This is a genomic window from Bacillus sp. JH7 (assembly GCF_001563515.1).
Lineage (GTDB): Bacteria > Bacillota > Bacilli > Bacillales > Bacillaceae_G > Bacillus_A > Bacillus_A cereus.
Genome location: NZ_LPUS01000001.1, coordinates 3253027 through 3269138 on the forward strand (window position 1 = coordinate 3253027; position 16112 = coordinate 3269138).

The window sequence follows — 16112 nt, forward strand, 5'->3', positions numbered from 1 at the left end:
ACTCTCCTATTTTATTTCTCTATGCATATGAATGTAAACCGGCAATAATTAAGTTTACTACAATAAAGTTAAACATAATGATTGCAAAACCAATTACTGCAAGCCAAGCTGATTTCTCTCCATGCCACCCTTTAGATAATCGTAAATGTAGTACTGCAGCATAAAAGAGCCACGTTATAAGTGCCCAAACCTCTTTCGGATCCCAGCCCCAAAAGCGCGTCCACGCTATTTGAGCCCAAATCATCGCAAAAATTAATGCACCTAATGTGAAAACTGGGAATCCAATTGCAATAGATCGATATCCGATTTCATCTAGTAGATCACTATTCGTATTCTTTACTAACGGCTGAAGTGCCGCCGATACTCGCTTCCGTAAAACGAGTCTTAATACAATATACAGTAATGTTCCAACTAACACTGACCAAATAACAGTATTTAATTTTTTTGCATTTACAATTGTTGGAACTTCAACTGCCGGTTCTAATTTATTTTCTGTCAGTAACTTCCCTTCATGCGGTCCAACTAAAGCCGGAAGATTGTACTTCATTTCCAGTTGTTGTTCATTTTTATCAATCCATTGAAACTTCGCTTCATATTTCATACTAGAAAATACCGTTGTTACTCCAATAAATCCAACTGTACAAACAAGTGTAAATACTACCGTCTCTAGCCAAAATGTACGTTTACTTCTCGTCGATTGATCTACATTTTTCAATAAATACATAACGCCTGTAATAAAACTAATCGCTAAAATGGCTTGTCCTGCTGCTGCAGTCGTCACGTGAATATGTAACCAATTACTTTTTAAAGATGGAATAAGCGGAGATATTTCCCTCGGAAACATACTTGCATAGGCAATTAATAAAAGCGCAACTGGTAATGCAAATAGTCCGATTATGCTTACACGGTACATAAAATACATGACAATAAATGCTCCTACAAGCATCATGCCGAAAAATGTACCGAATTCAAAAAAGTTACTAACTGGCGCATGCCCTGATGCAATCCACCTTGTAACAAAATATACTGTTTGTGCTATAAACCCTAAAATTGTAATCGTTATTCCTACATTTGCCCATTTATGACCCTTTTCTTTAATGGCTCCCCCAAAAAATAGAGTCGCAATTAAATATAAAATAAATGCGGTAAAGAGAAAGTTACTACTTATTTGCACCATATCGTTTCCCCACCTTAACTAATTTTTTTATCAATTACTTTATCATTTGGCTGTGGAATTGCTGTACCTTCTATTACTCTTTCAATATCTTTCTTTAAACCGAACCAATTTTTATTTGTATGCCCTGCAATCCACCATTCATCATTAACACGTTGTATCCAAATACGGCGATGATTCCAATACATACCTTGAATGACACCAACCATAAATATAAATCCTCCAATGCCGAGAATCCAAAGCGTTAAATCTTTTCTTACAGTAAGTGCTGTTGCATTTTGCATTTCAACACCTGCAAACGACATTTTATATTTGTTGTTTCCATCTGGTTCTATATTTTGCTGAATACCAACAAAACTCACTTCACCATCTGGTGTTTCAGGTGTAAACATTTTAAATACAAATGCAGGATTGTTTGGTAATTTCGTTTTCGTATTTGGTTTTCCATTCTCATCAAAATAAAAATCAGGAAAATAGCTTAATAGTTCTAGAGAATAACCAGTTCCTAAATCATATTTTTCCTTAGGATTCGTTAAATCTACTTTAATCGGTCCCCACTTTTGATTATTTTCTTTATTTTGTAAGTTAAAGGACATACTTTTAAATTCACTTTCTTTATAATCCACTTGATACACTGCAAATTGATCAAATTTCAGTGGTTCATTCACTCGAATTTCCGCTTCTTTTACTTTTTCTAATTTCGGTTTTTGTCCTGCTATATTTTCTCCTACTGCTTTATATAATACGGCATTCGTTTGGAAGTTTTTCGCAATCATTTTATCGCCTACACGATCAATCGCTTCATCAAAAACTTCCTTGTCCTTACTTTTATCATAAACTTCTTTTATAAATTTCTCGTTTTTTAAGTAGTATTGTCCATCCGTCCCTGGTATCTCTTTCGTTTCACCGTCACGTAACCAAAGTGCTTCGTCTACGTACATACTCGGTAAAAAACGAAGCATCGCACCGAATAAAAAGATAATAAGACCGATATGATTTACATATGGACCCCAACGCGAGAAGCGTCCCTTTTCTGCTAAAACGTTTCCGTCTTCCACTTTCACGTTATAGTTTCTTTTCTTTAAATTCTTTTGCACTCTTTCCAGGTCACCTTCTTGCGGTGTACCAGTCCCATATAATCTCTGTCTCTTTAAAAAGCTAGGATGTCTTTTTACGCCTTGCTTTTTTAAAGCTTTATAAAGCGGAATAACACGGTCTAAACTACATATCACAAGTGAAATACCGATAGAAGCAATCAAAATCATATACCACCATGAACCGTATAAATTATTAAACCCTAATTGATAGTATAATTGTCCTAAAAATCCGTATTCTTGTTTATAATATTCAGCTGGTGCAATCCCTGGAGTTATGTACATTTCTTGCGGAAAAATAGTTCCTATCGCTGATGCAGCTAAAGTTATTACGATTAGCCATACACCCACTTTTACAGAAGAGAAAAAGCTCCAAATTTTATCGATTATCGTTTTTGTCTGCGTGAGAGATCTCCGTGCACTCCCCTCATAGCGCATATCCAATAGTTTTGTATTTTCATTGCTTTCAAATGGTTTCCCGCAAGCTTCACAAAAAACGGTTCCTATCGGATTAACATGTCCACATTCACATTTAATTTCTTTCAACACTCTCACCGCCCCTGTATCTATATGTACTATTGTATATTCTAACCTCAAGTTACCGCAATACTCAGAATTTTTAAACCAGAGGCACTATAGACACGCACCCCTTATGTAAAGGCTTTCTTTATTACGGAGTAATTTTCTTTAAATACCCTTCTAACTGTTCTTTCGTTTGTTCACCTATAATTTGCTCCACTACTTTTCCATCTTTATCAATCAAAAAGCTTGTCGGTAATGGACCTACTCCATATGTTCCTATAATCTTTTGTCCTTTATCAATGGCAACTGGGAATTTCAAACCATACTGGTTCACAAAGTTCTTTACTGCAATATCCGTTTCATCTGCATCTAACGCTATGATTTCAACACCTTTTTCTTTATACTTTGGATATAATTCATTCATATAAGGCATTTCTTTTTCACAAGGTTTACACCACGTGCCCCAAAAGTTTAAAAATACACCTTTTCCCTTTAAATCTTTTAGTTCAATTTTCTTCCCTTCTAAATCCGTCACAACAAAGTTAGGTGCTTCTTTTCCGATTTGCATTTTCTCTTTATTAGCAAAGAATCCTTGATAAAGGGTAAATCCTACAGCACCACATAAAATGAGTAGAATAATAACGCGAAATAATAAGCGATTTTTCTTCATATTACTTCTCCTCTCCTCGATAAATGTTATGTATTATCTTCTGTAAATGTTGTATTGAATAAATCACCAGCAGAGCACTCCACTGGTGAATTTTTAACTCTATAGCTTATCTTGGCTTTGTAGAAGCAAGCGCGCGTAATTGTTTCACCTCATGTGGTGTCAATTCTCTCGCATCACCAGGTCGCAGGCTTCCTACTTCTAAGAAAGCATAACGTTCACGTTTTAATTTCACTACTTTACAGTCTAACGCTTCAAACATACGACGTACTTGACGATTACGTCCTTCATGAATTGTTAATTGTACAATAGCCATCTCTTTACGCTTGTCCCAAGAAATAATTTTCACACGTGCTGGTGCTGTTTTACCGTCTTCTAACGTAACACCGCGTTCTAACATGCGAATTTTCTCACCTGTTAATGGCCCTTTTATTTTTGCAACATATGTTTTTTCAACTTTATATCTAGGATGCATTAATACGTTTGCGAAGTCCCCATCATTTGTCATTAATAATACGCCAGACGTATCATAATCTAAGCGTCCGATTGGGAATAAACGTTGTGTAATTTCCGGGAAAAAGTCCGTTACAACACTTCTTCCTTTATCGTCTGATACACTTGAAATTACGCCAGTTGGTTTATATAGTAAAAAATAAACAGGTTCTTCTTTTTCAAGAGGGATGTTATTTACTTCTACTTTATCTTGAGGAGTTACTTTTGTCCCTAACTCCTTCACTATTTTTCCATTAACTTTCACTTTTCCTTGCTGAATTAATTCCTCAGCCTTTCTTCTCGATGCAATACCTGCTTGCGCAATCACTTTTTGTAATCGTTCCATTTCTTTTTTTCACCTCGAATTTATCTTACCTTACATTAGAAAGACTTGGCAACCGCATACGCTTTACGGCTATTCGCTTCATCTTACTTAAACAACATAGCGATGATAATAAACATATAAAGGTCAAATCATGTTTTTACCTTTTATTATTGTCCATATTTTTCATATTTCTCACAATAAAAGTTCATCATTTTGTCAAAAATACCACATAAAAAAAACCACTATTAAGCTACACCTTAATAGTGGTCGTATACGTATTATAAGCGAAATAGCGTAAAAAATGAATAGTATTACTGAAACAATAAAGAAACGAACACAATTGAGCATATAATCCCGATTAAATCTGCAAAAAGTCCTACTTTTAGTGCATCACCCATTTTTCTAATCCCGACCGCTCCAAAATATACAGTTAAAATATAGAAAGTCGTATCTGTGCTCCCCTGCATCGTAGAAGCCAATCTCCCAATAAACGAATCTGGCCCATATGTGGCAATTAAATCGGTCGTAATACTTAAACCAGCAGAGCCTGAAATAGGGCGTATAAGTGCTAGTGGAACAATTTCTGCTGGAACATGGATCAAATCTAACATTGGCTTCATTACCGATATCATTGCATCTAACGCACCTGAAGACCGGAATATAGAAATAGACACAAGCATTCCAACCATAAACGGTAAGATGGAAATTGCAATTTGAATCCCTTCTTTTCCTCCCTCAACGAACGATTCATACGTCGGTACTTTCTTTATTGTGCCATATAAAAGGATAAAACCAATTACACAAGGAATTACCCATAAGGAAATTGTATTTACAATACTCATTTTTTCCGCCCCTTTCTACTCCTTCTTCGGTAAAAATAGCGGTCAATCCAAATTGCTCCAATCATAGAAAGTACTTGTGCAATAAATGTTACCCCAACAATTTCAGTAGGATTCGCTGATTCATACGTCATTCGAATGGAAATGACTGTCGTAGGAATTAATGTAATGGCTGATGTATTTAATGCTAGAAACGTCACCATAGAACGGCTCGCCGAATCCTTTCCTCCATTTAACTCTTTCAGTTGTTCCATCGCTTTAATACCAAGAGGGGTTGCTGCATTACCTAGACCAAAAAAGTTTGCCATCATATTTGATAGAATAAATCCCATGGACGGATGATCCTTTGGTATTTCTGGAAACAACCTTTTTACTATCGGCATAAAAAGTGTAACTAATTTTTTTAACAATCCGGCTTCCTCTGCAATTTTCATTAAACCGAGCCAAAATACTAAAACACTAATAAGTCCTATACAAATCGTTACCGCATCTTTTGCTCCGTCAAATACAGCTTTATTCACTTCTTCCATCGTGCCATTTATCATGGCGTATACAATCCCAATGACAGCCATCGCTACCCATACGAGATTAACCATCGTTCCCAACACCTATCATGTAAGAAAAAATTTCTTTCACATTATTCCAGTAAAGTCCCGTTGTAGCTACTAACTTCCGTTTACTATAAAATAAATTCCGTTCTCCAACTTTTTCATTACCAACATAAATGTCTGTCTTCCCAACCTTTACTCCATCCGTAAGTTTTATACTTTTATGGAGTTCAACTTTTAATACTACGTTCTTTTTTTCTTCTTCAGTTAACGGTACCGAAAAACTATTTTTCGTATAAACATGGTTGGCATACTTCTTTTCATTTATTTCAGCAATTGCTCCTTGTCCTAAAACTTTCGTTTGTTTGAAACGTTCAAAACCTTTATCAAACAAATTCATATGATCATCCCAATCACTAGAGGCACTCAAAGTTACGACAATTAAATCTAGTCCATCTTTTGATGCCGTTGTCACAAGCGTTCGCCCAGCTTTCTTCGTAAAGCCTGTTTTTCCTCCTGTTGCAAATTCATAATAAGACGTTACCAGCTTATGTTTATTTTTCCACGGGTAATCCCAAGAATCTGATTTATATGTTTTGGTTCCAAAGATTTTCTTAAATGTCTCGTTTCCCATTGCATATTTCGTTAATAATGCCATATCGTAAGCCGACGAATAATGTGATCCATCTCCATCTAAGCCGTGAGGGTTTGAGAAGTGCGTATCTTTCATTCCAATTTCTTTCGCTTTTTGATTCATTAAATATACGAATCCATCTATACTCCCACCCACACTTTCAGCAATTACTTGCGCTGCGTCATTACCAGATCTAAGCATGAGTCCGTATACTAAATCTTCTAACTTCACTTTTTGTCCAGGCTTTAAATAGATTGCCGATCCTTCCACCCTCACCGCTTCATTACTAACTGATACCATTTCTTTCATCTTCCCTGATTCAGCAGCTAATAAAGCGGTCATAATTTTTGTTATACTAGCAATTTTTTGAGGCTCATGTTCTGCTTTTCCGTATAATACACGACCAGACTGTTGCTCCATTAATACAGCATTTCGAGCACTGACATTGCTGTTCATCTTTGCATATGTAGGAATCGGCATAACGCTTGCATACATCATAAGAAGCGTAATGATTACACAAATTCGTCTCATATTTCCCCCCACGTCCTTTTGGCACTTTTTGTACAAGTGTATGCTTGGCCTTTTAAAATATGAACGAAATCTTCCTTCTACTTCCATTAAAAAAGACGCAGAGAATTTGCGTCTAATATGGTGTCCATTCAATTTGTTTCGCAGTTTCAAACCTTTTTTCTACATCAGGCCAATTTACAACATTCCACCAGTTTTTAATATATTCATCTTTTCGATTTTGGTATTGTAAATAATACGCATGTTCCCAGACATCTAGTACAAGGAGCGGTATCGTATCCCATTGTGTAAATAATTGATGAAGTGTACTTTGCAAAATTTCTAACCTTCCAGACCGGGGTACCCAAACGAGAATTGCCCAGCCTGAACCTTCTACTTTAGAGGCCGCTTCTGTAAAATGTTTTTGGAAACGTAAAAAGCTCCCAAAATCTTGTTCAATTTGTTGTGAAAAAGCTCCTCTTGGACTTCCACCACCGTCTTTTTTCATGTTATTCCAAAATATCGTGTGTAAGTAATGACCTGACCCATGAAAAGCCGCTTCCCTTTCCCAATGCTTAATTAAATCAAATTTATTTGTTTTTCTCGCTTCTTCCATCATCTTCTCTGCTTTATTTAACCCTTCCACGTAACTCCGATGATGTTTATCATGATGTAACATCATAATTTCTTTAGAAATATACGGTTCTAATGCATTATACGGATAAGGTAATGGCGGGAGTGTATGTCCTCCAATCGGGACAGCTCGTTCACTATCCCCTCTTTCATATAATTCATATTCCTCTTCTTCTTGCATAAATACTTCCTGCAAGTGATGCTGAATATGTTCTACATCATCGCTTATTTCATACATAAACTCTGCATCTGTTTCATACTCATGCTCTTTCATACGCTCTAATAACGTCTGAATTTTATAGGCAAGCATATGGACATCATACACTTCCATTGCGCGGCTATCTAATACGTGAAGAACACTTTCACACCAATTTTCTACTTCATGAAAGTAATCTGTAAATACACCTTGCTGATTCATGTTGCACCTCCCTAATGCTATCCACTTAACTATATTCAATGAAAATCCCTTATATAACTGTACAAAAGGAAAAGAAGCTAAGTAACCTTAGCTTCTTTTCCTCAATCAATATTTGTGTAACATCTTTGTCTGATAATCCGTCTCATAATATTCTAGTTCTTCACGCATCAATTGAAATTTACCTTCTAAATTCTTCATCACTTGCTCCAAAGATGCAGGTGGTGTTTGTTGAAAAACGATAGAATTTTTCCCTGTATATGCAGACCGACTATTTTCATACCAATGATCACTCTTCGGTGAAAAAAACTCTGCAATTACTTGATGGTAAATCTTATATAAAATTTTTTCAGCTGCTGTTTTTCGAAATGGCTGGCTATTCAACAAAACAAAACATGCATCCTGTCCTTCTTCGCAAAAAACGAGAAGTCGTCTCATTGATGCTAATACCCCTTTATAATATTGCTCATTCCCTGCTGGTGTTTCCTCTAATAAAGAAGGTAACGTATGATAATTTACATAATTGGTTATCAAATTAATAGCATCTTCTAAAAATATAGAAACTTGTTCTGTTTGATTTTCAACCATCAAATTAGACATTTTTCTCTCTCCTTTGCCATTTCACGCTATTTCTACTCTTTTATTTTTATGTAATTCGGCCAATATTTCTTGTACTTTCGACACCGTTCCCTCATCAAAATATTGTTGAAATTCTTCCATATTATTTAAATACAAACGTTTTTGCGCACGAAGCTCCTTATCTTTCACTAAACAACATATCGCTACAATATCACGCAAATATATGTTTTGTTCTTCTACTTTATACACTGGATTTCCTTCAAAAGGAGTAATTTCTTGTAAAACTTCTTCAAAATATCGAACGTATAAAACCGAAAAAGTTTTCTCTTTACCATTTAATATATATGTCACTTCAGATCTGTTAAAAAAATCTTCTGATGTATTAGGTTTCGCTTTTTCTAACTCATATCCTACATAACCTTTTATAATCATATACTCCCCTTCCCCTCTTTCATCTTATTCTAACTTAATTTTCTGATAAACAAAATATTCTTTTAAATATACCTATATAAAAAATAGCTCGCCTATACAGGAATTTACCTTTTTATTTTTCTTGAAGTTTGTCATAATAATATTATTGTCTCAGTTTTCTTATACAAGGAGAGTTGTATTTATGTCGTTTTCATGGAAACGTTTCTTACAAATCGGGAAAATTGTCTTCCCATTTGTTGTATTAACAATTGTATTCTTTCAAGCAAAAAAAGAATTAGCGGGCATTTCTTTTTTAGAAGCGATTGATACAATTAAAAACATTCCAACTGGAGGAGTCTTTTTAGCAATTACACTTGGTGCATTCGCTGTATCAACAATGTTCTTTTATGACTATGTTATGCTTCGTTACTTAAAAGCTGATATCCCTGTCCAAAAGATTTTCCGTATCTCGTGGATTGCTAATACTTTAAATGGATTTATCGGGTTTGGTGGTCTTGTTGGAGCCGGCGTACGCACAATGCTTTATCGTCCATATATAAAAGAAAATGGAAAACTTATTAAAAGTATCGCTTGGATGACAACTGCCTTTATTAATGGATTAGCCATTCTTTCATTTCTTGGTCTCATCGGAATATTAGACACGAGATTTATTTTGCATGAAAAACCATGGCTATGGCCTGTTCTTATCTTCTTCGCTCTTTTCGTCCCTATATATATCGGATTTTCTAAATTAAAAAATAGAAAAGCGACGCAAACAGAGGAACAAGAAGAAGAGGAGAAAAACCCAACTGTTTTATACTCATTAGTTTCATTAGTCGAATGGGTATCTGCTGGTATTGTTATGTACGTCATATTACTATTATTTGGCATTGAAATCGAATTCCAAAAGTTTTTAGGCGTATATGTTATTGCTGCTTTAGCTGGTGTCGTTAGTCTTGTTCCTGGTGGCCTTGGATCATTTGATCTTGTCTTCTTAACTGGGCTTGGGCAATACGGCATCGATACAGGTGTTTTACTCCCTGCTATGTTATTATATCGTCTCGTCTATTACATCTTGCCCTTCTGCCTTGGTCTCATTTTTGCAGCTTTTGAAATGACAGGAGTAGCCATTAAAAAGTTTGAAGATAAACCTTTTATTGCGCCTGCATTAGAGACAACTGGTGTTATATGGACTTTGCAGCGTGACTTTCTAGGAAAGTTAGGTTCTTGGGCATCTGCTGCTTTAACAGTATTTGCTGGCTTAATGGTTATTTTATCAACCATTCTACCGACAAGTATAAATCGGGCACACGCCTTACATATTCTAGCTCCAAAACATCTTATTCAATTTTCTTTTAGCTTATCGCTAACATTCGGTATTCTCCTCCTCATTCTTTCGCGGGGGATATATTACGGAACAAAACGTTCTTATTATATGACGATTGTTTCTTTAATTGGAGCGGCTATTTTTAACACACTAAAAGGAATTGATGTTGAAGAAACTTTTATTTTATTAATCGTACTCGCTGTATTGTATATGCTTCGTAAAAGGTTTGTACGTGAGAAAATGGAAGTCTCACTTTCCGATATCGTAAAAGTTTTTATATTCCTACTTGTAACGTTATATTTATATAAAAACTTAGGTATTTTATTTGCAGGTGCAAAAGAAGCTTTCAAACCTGATTTTGTCGTTCGTAATATTACACAAGTGAAACGAAGTGCATTAGCAGCTGCCTTTTTTGTTCCTACTTTTTTACTAATTGGTTCACTCATTGCAAATCGTTATCGAAATGAATTTCCCGGGCAACCAGCTAATGATAAACGATTACAAAACTTCTTAGATGAACATGGGGGAAATGTACTTAGTCATTTAGGTTTTTTAGGAGATAAACAGTTCTTTTTCAGTAGTGATGGAAAAGCACTCATTCTCTTCTCAATAACTGGAAAACGACTTATTGTACTAGGTGATCCAATTGGGGACCCTTCCTCCTATCGTACTGTATTGCAAGAGTTTTTAGCTGAGGCTGATCGATTTGGATACATTTGTGTATTCTATCAAATTGAAAGTAAATGGATGAGTTTATACCACGATTTTGGTTATAACTTCTTTAAGCTTGGTGAAGAAGCTGTTGTTGATTTAAATACCTTTACAATAACAGGAAAGAAACGCGCTGGCATGCGAGCTACTTTCAACCGTTTTGAAAGAGAAGGCTATACATTCTCTATTCATGAGCCACCTTTCTCCGACGAATTATATGAAGAGTTAAGAAAAGTTTCAGATGCATGGCTTGGTGGAAAAAAAGAGAAAGGTTTTTCACTCGGATACTTCGATCGTGAATATATTAGTCGCGCTCCTATCGCAACATTATCTGATGCGGATGGAAAAATTATTGCATTCACAACATTCATGCCTGTATATCAAAACGGATCATTATCTGTCGATTTAATGCGATATTATCCAGATGCGCCTAGCGGCATTATGGACGCAATTTTCATCCACTTATTCCAGTGGGCAAAAGAAAATGAATACCACTCCTTTAATATCGGTATGGCACCACTTTCAAATGTTGGTTTATCCACACAGTCTTTCTGGTCTGAACGAGTGGCTGCTGCAATCTTTAATAACGTTCGTTATACGTATAGTTTCAGCGGATTACGACATTTTAAAGAAAAATATAAACCAGCATGGAGCGGTAAATATTTAGCATTTAGGAAGAATCATTCTTTACCAATTACAATGCTCTCTGTAACAAAATTAATAGGAAAAAGAAAAAACAGCTAAATTCTTAGCTGTTTTTTCTTTTTTGAACTTGTACAATAAATTCTTTTTCATACTTCTTACCATTTATATAGAAATTCCCCCACATTTTATACGTGCCCTCGGCAGGAAATGTAATTCGGTATTGTAATTGTTCATCCGTATCTACAGGCATAGCGTATAAAAAATTCTCCTTCGTTTCATCCACTATATAGAGTGACTCTACTTCTCCTCTCTCTGAATGCAATTTCAATTTTTCACCCTTTTTCGCTTGAAACTGAAATGTTAACGTAACTGGTTCATTCGGATGTAATGCACCAAATAAAAGAGAAACTTCATACTCTCCTATTTTTTTTGTAAGTACACTGTCGATTGGAAATTTCACTTTTTTCTTATTGTTCTCCTCTTTCGTTCTACCAAAATTCTTCCTAGCGAATGACTCTACGGACTTATTTTTGTCTTCGTATAAAAATATTGTATATTCTTCGTCTTTCGCTATTTTGGAAGATAACTTATATGACCCGTTCCCTGCAAATGTGGGTTTAATTTGTTGTATGTTTTTTAACTGTCCATCTACAATCACTGCCCGCATTTGATCATTTACACCACGAATTTCATTATTCTTGTTGTTTAACAACTGAAATACAATATCTACTTTCTCATTTCCCTTTCCATTTGAAACACCCCACTTTACTTCCTGAACATCTCCTACAGTCTCTTCGTTTTCTTGATATTTTTTTATGTAAAATCCTCCTGCCACAATAAGTACTAACGCAATAAGCCCGATGACAAGATTTTTCAAAACATCACCTACCATTTTTATTGTCTCTATTCATACAAAACTTCTTAAGATATATATTCTAGATTATGATTTATGAAATCCTCCTATTTTGCACATATTACAAATAATAAAAAGATTTTAATTGAAAGGATTCGTAGTGTATAATGCAAATGATATTGATTTCTATCAATACATTATAAGGAGGACTTTTTTATGAGTGTACATATCGAAGCAAAACAAGGTGAAATCGCTGAATCTATTCTATTACCTGGTGATCCATTACGTGCAAAATATATCGCTGAAACATTTCTAGAGGACGTTACTTGCTATAATAATGTGCGTGGTATGTTAGGTTTCACTGGAACTTATAAAGGAAAACGTGTATCTGTTCAAGGTACAGGTATGGGTGTTCCTTCTATTTCTATTTATGTAAACGAATTAATCCAAAGCTACGGAGTTAAAAATTTAATTCGCGTTGGAACTTGCGGTGCAATTCAAAAAGATGTAAAAGTTCGTGATGTTATTATCGCAATGACGGCTTGTACTGATTCTAATATGAACCGTTTAACATTCCCAGGATTTGATTTTGCACCAGCTGCAAACTTTGACCTTTTAAAGAAAGCTTATGATGCTGGAACTGAAAAAGGATTACACGTTCGTGTCGGTAACGTTTTAACAGCAGATGTGTTTTATCGTGAAAGCATGGACATGGTTAAAAAACTTGGAGATTACGGTGTATTAGCAGTAGAAATGGAAACAACTGCTCTTTACACATTAGCAGCGAAATACGGTGTAAATGCATTATCTATATTAACAGTTAGCGATCACATCTTCACTGGCGAAGAAACAACATCTGAAGAGCGTCAAACTACATTTAACGAAATGATTGAAATCGCTTTAGATGCAGCAATTCAACAATAATACACTAAAGAACTTGTCATACGTCTGGCGAGTTCTTTTTATGTGACTTTTTATAAACAACTACTTTATAAAGAGACAGATTTCTCCCCTCTACTTTCTTGTAACGTTTGTTATAATAAAGTGAAACTTTAATCAGTGGGGGTTTTTTCCATCCCCCACTGATTATTAGTTGAACCAATCGGATTTTACGGGCAATTGATTTCCCACTTAACTCCCTTGTATTCGCCGAATTTTGAAGTGGGAGTCTTATTGCCCGTTAAAGCGGGATAAAGAAATCATTTACAGTATTTCTCATAAGAGGTGACGTAGTGAAAAACAGAAGTATCGTCTTTAAACTATTTTTATTAACATCCACTTTATTTACAATCATATTCCTACTTTTTTTCCTAGGACAATCTCTATTTTTAGAGAAATTTTATATTAATAAGAAAGTAAAAACAGTCCAAACTGCTTTTGAAAAATTCGTAGATAATTATGATAAAAGTGATAAAAGTTATGAGCAGGTTAGAAAACTAAAACAAGAATTTCATGATAAAACAAATGCCGATATGCAGTTTTTGGACTCTAACGGTATTATTAAAAGTGATAACAATTACTATATCGATGTATTTAATCCCAACAATAATAAACAGTATTCCATTCCACTCAATAATCTTTTAACACCAGAAGAATATAATAAATTCGAAAATTTAGGTTTAAAAAAAGATGTAATAATCAATGTTGATGGAGTCGTGCAAGAGAATAATATAATCACACCACAAAAATTAGGAACGAATTATAATCAATGGCAAAACGAACATTTCTATTCGGATTTTCAGTCAATTAATGGTAACCCTTCTAAGAACAGACTTGCAAGCCGATACAAATCTACAACTCGAATCGTCTTTACAGGTGTTATAACTAAGTTACAGCTCCCATCCAAAGCTGAGGTTCGTCTTGCAAATGATATTGAAACATTACAAGCCGTTCAATATTTTGCAGATATGATTAGAGAGGGAACTTCTAACTCGAACCAATTAAGTACTTTCATATTAGATGGCGGAGAAAATATAAAAAATAGTATCTTTGTAAAACCGATTATAGAAAATGGAAGGATTACAGAATACGCTTTTGCGATAGCATCTTTGCAGCCTGTTAATGAAGCGATGCTCGTTTTAAAAGATTATTATGTCTATGCCTTAATCATCGTGTTTCTCGTAATTATTTTGTTATCCTTCTACTACTCAAAAATCATTGTTAAGCCATTAATTAAAATAAATCGTGTTACAAAAAAAATGGCTAATTTTGATTTCAGCGAGAAATTACCTGTTACAGCTGACGATGAAATTGGCGGGCTTTCTGGCAGTATCAATACATTATCTGTAAATTTAAAAGATCGAATCGATCGATTAAATGTTGCTAATACAAAGTTACAACAAGATATTGAACGTGAACGTCAATTAGAAAAAACAAGAAAAGAATTCATTTCTGGCGTATCACACGAATTAAAAACACCGCTAAGTGTAATTAGAAGTTTTGCAGAAGGAATTAAAGATGGTGTTAGTAAGGATACTTCGTATTATACTGATGTTATTTTAGAAGAAACAGAAAATATGAACAGGCTGATTGTTGAAATGTTAGAATTAGCAAAGTTGGAATCTGGTACTTACAAACTAGATATGACGACGTTCTCAATCGGTGAATTAACGCAACAAGTCTACACAAAATTATTATTTAGCATGGAAGAAAAACATTTACAAGTGAACATCGATGCAGACCCTTCTATACTTGTTACAGCAAATCGCAGTCGCATTGAGCAAGTAGTTGTGAACTTACTAAGTAATGCAATCCGTTATACGCCAGAGGGAGAAAAAATACAAGTCTCCATTATAGAAGCAGAAGATACCGTAAAAGTCGAAATTGAGAATACAGGAAACCCTATCCCTGAAGAAAGTCTTGAAAAAATTTGGGATCGCTTCTATCGTCTAGATGCATCACGTAGCCGTCACACTGGAGGTACCGGTCTCGGATTATCTATTGTAAAAAACATTTTAGACCTACATCATGCCGAGTATGGTGTGTATAATACGACTAACAGTGTTGTATTCTATTTCAATTTACAAAAAGTAAAAGAAGTCAAATAATTTGTCTTAATTTCACTAGGAGTTCACATGAAATTCACACTCTCCCTTTATAGTAAGAAACAAGTTAATCCTTTCCTTTACACATATAAAAGAGGAGAGTGCGTGAAATGAAACAAGCAGGACAACCTATTCAAAATGAAAAACAATTAGAAACTATCAAAAATATACTTTTACAATCTTCGAAACGTGATGGCTTATTATTCGTATTAGCTGTAAATTCTGGCTTAAAAGTAAGTGAAATCTTACAATTAAAAGTTAGTGATGTAATCGATGAAAATGAAAATGTTCGCCATTCCATTTTATTTTACAATGAAAAAGTGAAGAAACATAAATGGTTTGCTGTAAATGAAGACTTACAGCACGCAATCGAAGACTACATGAAAGAACGTAAAACTTGGAAACGTAATGAACCATTGTTAAAATCTCAAAAAGGAACAAAATCTATTACGAGACAACATGCATGGTACATTTTAAACAAAGCTGCAAAAGAAGTTGGATTAGAAGGGATTAGCTCACATACACTTCGAAAAACTTGGGGTTATTGTGCATACAAATCAGGTGTTGATATTGCGTTTTTACAACACTTCTTTGATCACAGTACTCCATCAAAAACTTTAAAGTATATCGGTATTGCTTAATAACTCTTATATATAAAAAAGGTTACCATTTTAAAATTTGGTAACCTTTTT

At 34.7% G+C, this 16112-nt stretch carries 15 protein-coding genes; 4 read left to right on the forward strand and 11 right to left on the reverse strand.

Going from position 1 to position 16112, the window contains the following annotated elements; genetic code table 11:
- Positions 1 to 19: 19 nt before the first annotated feature.
- The 10 genes from resC to AU379_RS16355 form a co-directional block, all read right to left on the reverse strand.
- On the reverse strand, positions 20 to 1177 hold the full coding sequence (gene resC, locus AU379_RS16310) for a cytochrome c biogenesis protein ResC (RefSeq protein ID WP_061139490.1): 1158 nt from the start codon (positions 1175 to 1177) through the stop codon (positions 20 to 22).
- A gap of 14 nt (positions 1178 to 1191) precedes the next feature.
- Positions 1192 to 2817 carry a cytochrome c biogenesis protein ResB gene (resB, locus tag AU379_RS16315; protein ID WP_000910547.1) on the reverse strand — a complete coding sequence of 542 codons (1626 nt, stop codon included), beginning with the start codon at positions 2815 to 2817 and terminating at the stop codon, positions 1192 to 1194.
- A gap of 121 nt (positions 2818 to 2938) precedes the next feature.
- Positions 2939 to 3460, reverse strand: a complete 522-nt coding sequence (gene resA, locus AU379_RS16320) for a thiol-disulfide oxidoreductase ResA (protein ID WP_000742194.1) — start codon at positions 3458 to 3460, stop codon at positions 2939 to 2941.
- Positions 3461 to 3566: 106 nt separating this feature from the next.
- Complete coding sequence (gene rluB / locus AU379_RS16325) at positions 3567 to 4295, reverse strand: 23S rRNA pseudouridine(2605) synthase RluB (protein ID WP_000440556.1); 729 nt, start codon at positions 4293 to 4295, stop codon at positions 3567 to 3569.
- A 290-nt stretch (positions 4296 to 4585) separates the two neighbouring features.
- Positions 4586 to 5116, reverse strand: coding sequence for a spore maturation protein SpmB (spmB, locus tag AU379_RS16330; RefSeq protein ID WP_000029514.1), 531 nt, complete (start codon positions 5114 to 5116; stop codon positions 4586 to 4588).
- Positions 5113 to 5709: a spore maturation protein SpmA gene (spmA, locus tag AU379_RS16335; protein ID WP_000247811.1), complete on the reverse strand. Its 597-nt coding sequence runs from the start codon at positions 5707 to 5709 to the stop codon at positions 5113 to 5115. The genes spmB and spmA overlap by 4 nt, the downstream gene beginning before the upstream one ends.
- Complete coding sequence (locus AU379_RS16340) at positions 5702 to 6826, reverse strand: D-alanyl-D-alanine carboxypeptidase family protein (RefSeq protein ID WP_001252636.1); 1125 nt, start codon at positions 6824 to 6826, stop codon at positions 5702 to 5704. Before AU379_RS16340 ends, spmA begins: the two co-directional genes overlap by 8 nt.
- Before the next feature lie 112 nt (positions 6827 to 6938).
- Positions 6939 to 7853: a superoxide dismutase gene (locus AU379_RS16345; RefSeq protein ID WP_001075739.1), complete on the reverse strand. Its 915-nt coding sequence runs from the start codon at positions 7851 to 7853 to the stop codon at positions 6939 to 6941.
- A 105-nt stretch (positions 7854 to 7958) separates the two neighbouring features.
- Positions 7959 to 8450, reverse strand: a complete 492-nt coding sequence (locus AU379_RS16350; RefSeq protein WP_061139491.1) for a YpuI family protein — start codon at positions 8448 to 8450, stop codon at positions 7959 to 7961.
- A 21-nt stretch (positions 8451 to 8471) separates the two neighbouring features.
- Complete coding sequence (locus AU379_RS16355) at positions 8472 to 8861, reverse strand: hypothetical protein (RefSeq protein ID WP_000584363.1); 390 nt, start codon at positions 8859 to 8861, stop codon at positions 8472 to 8474.
- Between the two features lie 181 nt (positions 8862 to 9042).
- Between AU379_RS16355 and mprF the strand changes: the two genes are divergently transcribed.
- Positions 9043 to 11622, forward strand: coding sequence for a bifunctional lysylphosphatidylglycerol flippase/synthetase MprF (gene mprF, locus AU379_RS16360; protein ID WP_000010892.1), 2580 nt, complete (start codon positions 9043 to 9045; stop codon positions 11620 to 11622).
- A gap of 4 nt (positions 11623 to 11626) precedes the next feature.
- Here mprF and AU379_RS16365 read toward each other — a convergent pair whose 3' ends face one another.
- The gene (locus AU379_RS16365) at positions 11627 to 12415 is read right to left on the reverse strand and encodes a hypothetical protein (protein ID WP_000232614.1); all 789 of its coding nucleotides are present in this window, start codon (positions 12413 to 12415) and stop codon (positions 11627 to 11629) included.
- Between the two features lie 177 nt (positions 12416 to 12592).
- Here AU379_RS16365 and deoD point away from each other — a divergent pair, with 177 nt between their 5' ends.
- From deoD to AU379_RS16380, 3 genes are all read left to right on the forward strand, one after another.
- On the forward strand, positions 12593 to 13300 hold the full coding sequence (gene deoD, locus AU379_RS16370) for a purine-nucleoside phosphorylase (RefSeq protein WP_000110705.1): 708 nt from the start codon (positions 12593 to 12595) through the stop codon (positions 13298 to 13300).
- 308 nt (positions 13301 to 13608) lie between these two features.
- On the forward strand, positions 13609 to 15423 hold the full coding sequence (locus tag AU379_RS16375) for a HAMP domain-containing sensor histidine kinase (protein WP_000797517.1): 1815 nt from the start codon (positions 13609 to 13611) through the stop codon (positions 15421 to 15423).
- Positions 15424 to 15530: 107 nt separating this feature from the next.
- A complete protein-coding gene (locus tag AU379_RS16380) occupies positions 15531 to 16061 on the forward strand; it encodes a tyrosine-type recombinase/integrase (RefSeq protein WP_000806236.1) in 531 nt (176 codons plus the stop codon).
- Positions 16062 to 16112: the final 51 nt, after the last annotated feature.